Origin of the sequence: Microcystis sp. M109S1, assembly GCF_020247025.1 — a bacterium.
Taxonomy (GTDB): Bacteria; Cyanobacteriota; Cyanobacteriia; order Cyanobacteriales; family Microcystaceae; genus Microcystis.
The window spans coordinates 1-3,896 of sequence record NZ_JADBRW010000115.1 but is presented as its reverse complement, the minus strand read 5'-3'; the positions used below and the strand labels follow the sequence as shown (position 1 = coordinate 3,896).

Below are 3,896 nucleotides of genomic sequence, written 5' to 3'. Positions count from 1 at the left end.
TATTATTCTTGAGAATGAATAGTTTATTTTTTGGAAGTCCCTAACTATTATAATCTCATTTCTCTTTGTGATCAAGTTGAAGATGTTCTAGTTTTTGACGGACATAAGCATTAATACTCATTGCATAAGTGAGATGCTCCCAAATCTCTTTATACCTGGTGTATTCGCTGGTCAATATCAAACTGAATATCAGGATTATCAAAGCTTGTTTAAAATGATTACAGATATTGAACATCAGAGCAATTTAATCTTAATCAGTCAAGAACAATGTGCTGAGATGCACTGTTTAGATGAAGAATTGTATTCAATAAAATACTTAGAGTTATTAGGTATTGATGATTCTACAATTTTAGAAAATATAGGATTAAATGATCGAGATAGTTGGCTAAAGCTGATTGAACTATATGAAGGAAACTTAGCTTACTTAAAAGATATTGCTAGTTTAATTAAAGATGTTTTTGCTGGCCAAGTAGCTGAGTTTCTAGCAGAGAATAACCTAATTATTACTACAGCAATGGAATCTCGATTAAAACATTTATTTACTAGACTATCTCCCGTAGAACAGGAAATTGTCTTACGATTAAGCAATTTTGAAAATCCTGTGTCTAGGCAAAAATTAAAAGAAACCTTAGAACTATCATCAATGGAATATATTAATGGCTTGCAGTCTTTGCGGGAACGTTATTTGATAGCAACAACTAAGACAGAAAGTATATATTTTAGTTTGTCACCAATTTTTAGGAAATATATAAGTAAATTTGAAGGAATTTCGTCTAGAAATAGCTGTAGTGAAACACTTTTCTCTAGCACCGAACAGCGACGGATCGGCGAAACGCCCACCGCTACCCGTCATAATATTCTTTAAAGAAACCGCTTATGTTATTTAGCCATTCTTGGGGTGGTCAGGATGATTATCGGAATTGGTGGCGACCTATTTTTCGATGGTTTTTTTTAATTCTCGTCGCTAACGTTCCGCGAGTTATAGCCGAACCTTTAGATAAATATTGCCTCTCACCGGTAGAGCGAAAACCAGAGACGAGATTAATATTATCCCCGAATAAACCGGCACGAGTAACAATCCCAACGCGGGGCCAATCGTTGGAGGTAGTCGTCTCCGGTGTCGATACCCTGCTACTGAAGCGGAGTGGCGCGACCACACCTCTTGTATCGGTGAGGGCCCCGCAATACGATTACGGCCAGATTGAGGCTCTGATTTCGACGCAAGATGGTTGGCTCTGGATCGATGGAGGACAAATCGATTATATAGCTCGGCTCGATCTGAAAGCCAATCCCCCTACCCTTGGCACACCGAAGGCACTTCCCGAACTCTACGAGCGACCCTGCTCGTTTTGGCATCGTTTCTGGGGTAACTGTATCCTCGCTCAGGGAGTTTACAGCCGTGCGTTGGATCGCGTATTTATCACTGGTCATCGCGCTACATTTTGGGGACGATCATCCCTTACCACCTTCGAGATCATTGCTGGAGAAGCGAAAGAGATGGTCGCGATCGCACGGGGTGCTAGTCTTGTTCACCCCGTTTACGATGTCCCGCAATTACGAGGTATTTTGCTCAGAGGCATAAAAGATGAGTTGTTCTTTTACGATGGGATTACTGTCGCTACAATACTTTCTCCGAGAAAGTGCGCGGAGTCGGAACCTTATAACTGGGTGGTACATCCACAGCACTCACTCCGGGAGAACTTTCGTGACTAACGCTGGTGGTTTCCGCGATCCTTTTCTGAGGGAAATCAAAGCAGGGCCACTGGTGATAGGTATTTCTGTTCCCAACACACTCGCCGGAAGTTGGTTGAGTTTGTTTCAAAAAGTTGATAAAGAGCCGTTGTGGGGAATTACCCGTCAGGTTCTTTTTGTGGAAATACAAGGCGCTTTCAAACCGGTCGCTACCGTTCCAGAGGGGACTTTTCTAGAGGGACCGGCCGGTATCGAACAGTCGTCAGATGGCTCGATCACTTTCACCGTTAAGGATAAAACCACGGGGCGCTCTACCGATTACCGGCTCGCACGCTCCTGGAGCGACAGGCCGTGCGGGATTCGTTTAAATACCCGAAGACCGATATCGCTCACCCCGTAGTTTTTCCCAAGATGGACATTGCCCACCACCGTCAAACAAGAGTGTGAACTACTCTCAGTTTTTGACATCTCCCTGCGTCAAAACGACAGGGATTCTTTGTGGTGAATAGAAGCGGGTTGAAACCGCGCTTCTATTCGATTACGATATATTCTAGAAAGTCTGTCTAACCTATATCGTTGTGGCACTGTCAAAGATGCCCTACCCACCTTATCGAAAATTTGGGTTAAAACCCCGTCCTTTTAGGACGGCTTTAAGCAACAATGGAAAAAGCGATAACCAAGCTAAAAACTGAACCTTGACCACAGATAGTAGGGGGTTTCGTTCAGAAAAGAAGTCAAATTCGGACTAGAACGAGTAAAACTTTCTAGGAAATAAGGTTGAACATGAGATTTTTTGGACTAAAAGCTTGATACAAACCTCTTTCTTTTCTTTTGCCTGACGGATGCCACCCTTCGGGTTTTTCACCGAATTTAGGTAGCAAATCATTATCTAAAAAAGAAGCCTTTGCAGAAAACGGGTTTCTCAAAGAAACCCGTTTTCTAAAATCACAACTTAATCTATAGCGTTTCCTGTTCACAAGAGGTACATTATCGATTCTGAAAAGCTTAATCAGCAAAGGTTAAACTGTGCCTCGCAGATGCGAGAACCGCTATAATTCATTTGCAGTTCGCAAAACCTCCTCATAAAGTTGACGACTGATGCGAAAATTTGCTTGGAGTATTAGAGCATCGATTATGGGTTGAACCTTAGAAATCAATCCTCTATTTTTAGCGATTAAAAGAACTCCTAGAAACCCCGTAATTGACAACCCCAAACGCACAGCCTCCCTCCGGCCAAGACGTTCATCAATTAACAATTCATCTGCTTTTAATTCTAAGGCAAGAGCGATTGCTTCTGCTTCGCCAATATCTAAATTATATTCATTCCTTAAACAAGCCACAAGTTCCAAATTAGCGGCTTGTTGAACCTGTATCCAGTTCAGAGAAATTATCGCTTTAATGCGGATATCTTACTCAGTCAAATTAGCCAATTCATTGGCAACTGCTTGGGGAATAATAACATTAGTATAAATATCTTTTAAGATTGATAGATAACCAACAAGAGCAAGACTGCTGAAAGGAGAAGTATCGCTAATAATAATCATAGCCAACCTTTCTCTTTTAAATGCTTAATATCTTCCTGAAACTCAGCCACATCATAGTGAATACAAATTCCTCGTTCAGAAAGCATCCGTTGAAACTTGATTTGATTAATACTTAATAACTCACTTGCTTTTCCTAAGCTAATCTTATCTTGTTGGAATAACATAATAACAATCTCCTTTAACAGTTCATCCTCTGACAAACCACTTGCTTTAATCACTTCTTGGGAAATAACTAGACTCATATTTTCTCCGTATTTTGATAAGAATTATACAAATGCTATCCTATGTTTTGCCGTCTGTCAATTCCCTTTGGCAGACCTCACTTCTATTCGAGAAAACGGGTTTCTTGAAGAAACCCGTTTTCTCGATAATGGTGTTGAGATGAAGCTTATCTCTGAATTACTCCCTCACCATGAAAATTTTAGCGGGTGATGGCGAGGGGGATAATTTCCACTAAAAACCCCCCAAAGCAATCTTACCCCTTGTCATGGCGAAGATGCGATCGCTAACGTAAACTAAGCAGTTAAAGTATTTAACCAATTGATTAAATCTTCAACCGTAGAGAAATCGAATAAAGCTTCTCCTAATACTTCGACATCATCAATACTTAACTCCATAATTTTAGTTTCTAATGAAAGATTAATCTCCCCTAACTTGCGT

The 3,896-nt window shown here is 40.7% G+C and carries 5 protein-coding genes and 1 pseudogene; 3 read left to right on the top strand and 3 right to left on the bottom strand.

The genetic code is table 11. The annotated features are described in order from the left end of the window. Nucleotides 1–133 precede the first annotated feature (133 nt). Genes IM322_RS05480 through IM322_RS05470 form a run of 3 tightly spaced genes read left to right on the top strand, consistent with a single transcriptional unit; the run spans nucleotide 134 to nucleotide 2,092 of the window. Nucleotides 134–865, top strand: a complete 732-nt coding sequence (locus tag IM322_RS05480) for a hypothetical protein (protein ID WP_287699233.1) — start codon at nucleotides 134–136, stop codon at nucleotides 863–865. 11 nt (nucleotides 866–876) lie between these two features. After that, nucleotides 877–1,713 carry a hypothetical protein gene (locus tag IM322_RS05475; protein WP_287699234.1) on the top strand — a complete coding sequence of 279 codons (837 nt, stop codon included), beginning with the start codon at nucleotides 877–879 and terminating at the stop codon, nucleotides 1,711–1,713. Then, nucleotides 1,706–2,092, top strand: coding sequence for an SH2 domain-containing protein (locus tag IM322_RS05470; protein ID WP_287699235.1), 387 nt, complete (start codon nucleotides 1,706–1,708; stop codon nucleotides 2,090–2,092). Before IM322_RS05475 ends, IM322_RS05470 begins: the two co-directional genes overlap by 8 nt. A gap of 649 nt (nucleotides 2,093–2,741) precedes the next feature. On the opposite strand, the pseudogene IM322_RS23185 reads toward IM322_RS05470, so the two are convergent. From IM322_RS23185 to IM322_RS05445, 3 genes and pseudogenes are all read right to left on the bottom strand, one after another. Next, nucleotides 2,742–3,236 (bottom strand): annotated as a pseudogene (locus IM322_RS23185) (PIN domain-containing protein). Further along, nucleotides 3,233–3,478 (bottom strand): UPF0175 family protein, encoded by a 246-nt coding sequence (locus tag IM322_RS05450; RefSeq protein ID WP_287077867.1) that lies wholly within the window; start codon nucleotides 3,476–3,478, stop codon nucleotides 3,233–3,235. Before IM322_RS05450 ends, IM322_RS23185 begins: the two are co-directional and overlap by 4 nt. 273 nt (nucleotides 3,479–3,751) lie before the next feature. Continuing rightward, on the bottom strand, nucleotides 3,752–3,896 hold a 145-nt coding region (locus tag IM322_RS05445), incomplete at its 5' end, for a DUF4351 domain-containing protein (RefSeq protein WP_287699238.1).

Excerpts from the sequence above, each read along its gene's own strand:
- IM322_RS05480 (WP_287699233.1), top strand. The coding sequence starts at position 134 with ATGCTCCCAAATCTCTTTATACCTGGTGTATTCGCTGGTCAATATCAA.
- IM322_RS05475 (WP_287699234.1), top strand. The coding sequence starts at position 877 with ATGTTATTTAGCCATTCTTGGGGTGGTCAGGATGATTATCGGAATTGG.
- IM322_RS05450 (WP_287077867.1), bottom strand. The coding sequence starts at position 3,478 with ATGAGTCTAGTTATTTCCCAAGAAGTGATTAAAGCAAGTGGTTTGTCA.